2 protein-coding genes are annotated in these 1392 nt (G+C 59.1%); one reads left to right on the forward strand and one right to left on the reverse strand.

The genetic code is table 11. The features are described 5' to 3' along the window. Nucleotides 1-706 (forward strand): aldo/keto reductase (locus ACR0EL_RS21520; RefSeq protein ID WP_480502201.1); only part of this gene is annotated, 706 nt, incomplete at its 5' end. Nucleotides 707-781: 75 nt separating this feature from the next. On the opposite strand, the gene ACR0EL_RS21525 is transcribed toward ACR0EL_RS21520, so the two are convergent. Beyond that, nucleotides 782-1392: GlxA family transcriptional regulator (locus tag ACR0EL_RS21525; protein WP_480502203.1), on the reverse strand; the 611-nt coding region annotated here is incomplete at its 5' end.

Here is a 1392-nt window from a genome sequence, read left to right on the forward strand (position 1 = left end):
GGGTTCACTGCGTCGTCTACAGACTGACTGTATAGATCTCTATCAGTTCCACTGGCCAAATCGTGGCAGCTACATGTTCCGACAGAACTGGGACTATGCACCCTCGGGTCACAACCGGGACGAGATTATGGACGAGATGCGCGAAAGCCTGATCGCTCTGCAGGCGCAGGTGGACAAGGGCAATATCCGCGCCTTTGGTCTGTCGAATGAAAGCGCTTGGGGTACCGCTCAGTGGTTGCGGGCGTCGGATGAGGTTAGTGGACCTCGGGTCGCGTCGATCCAGAACGAATATTCTTTGCTCTGCCGGTTATTCGATACCGACCTGGCTGAATTGTGTCTTCTGGAAGATGTCGGGCTACTATCATTCTCACCGTTGGCGGCAGGTTTCCTGACTGGGAAATATCAAGGGGGTGCTGTTCCAGAAGGATCACGCATGGCGCTGGTGCCGAATATGGGCGGGCGTAAAACAGATCGCGTTTTTGATGCCGTGGCGGCTTATCTGGAAATCGCGCAGCGACACGGGTTGGACCCGGTGCACATGTCCTTGGCGTGGTGTTGCAGCCGGCCGTTTATGGGATCGACCATTTTCGGCGCGACGACTGTAGCGCAGCTAGAACATATTCTGGCGGGTAAGGATTTGAAGCTGTCGTCCGAAGTGATGGACGAGATCAGTGCGGCGCACCGGGCGTTTCCGATGCCATATTGAAGGGATGGGGGCTCTGCCCCCGTCGCTTTTGGCGACTCCCCCGAGGTATTTTAGGCCAGATGAAGTTGGATCGCGTCAGTGATGGGTGGGTTGCGTACGGTCTTGCCTGAGGTCGCGAGCCGTGAGGCCGTGGGCGGTTCGGAACGCGCGCGCGAAGCTGGATTGCGAGGCGAAGCCGGTGGCCAGCGCCACGTCCATCAGCGGCAGGTCGGTATCGGTAACCAGTCGGCGGGCCTCGGCCAGTCTGAGTTGCAGGTAGTGATCCTGTGGAGTTGTATTCAGGCGCAGGCGGAACTGCTGCTGCAGGGTGCGCGTACTAGTGCCGAGTCTATCGGCGATGTGCGCAAGGGACAGGGGGTCGTCCAGTGAGGATTCCATCAATGAGTTGGCTTTGGCTGTGAGCGCGGTGTGACGGTGCGGCGCACCGGTGCGGCTTTGTGGTTTTGAGGGCTGAGACGCACCTTCATAGAGGAATAGCCCGGACACGCGGGCGGCAAAGCCCGCGCCATGACGTGCAGCAATAATATGGAGCATCATATCGATCGCCGGGACGGCGCCGCCAGAGGTTAGGCGTGTATCGGAGACGGTAAATCGGTCAGGGCGCACATCGACATTGGGAAAGCGCGCAGCGAAGATCTCCAAATCCTCCCAATGGGTCGTCGCCGCGTGACCGTCGAGCAATCCAG

This window comes from Ruegeria sp. AH12, assembly GCF_056541465.1.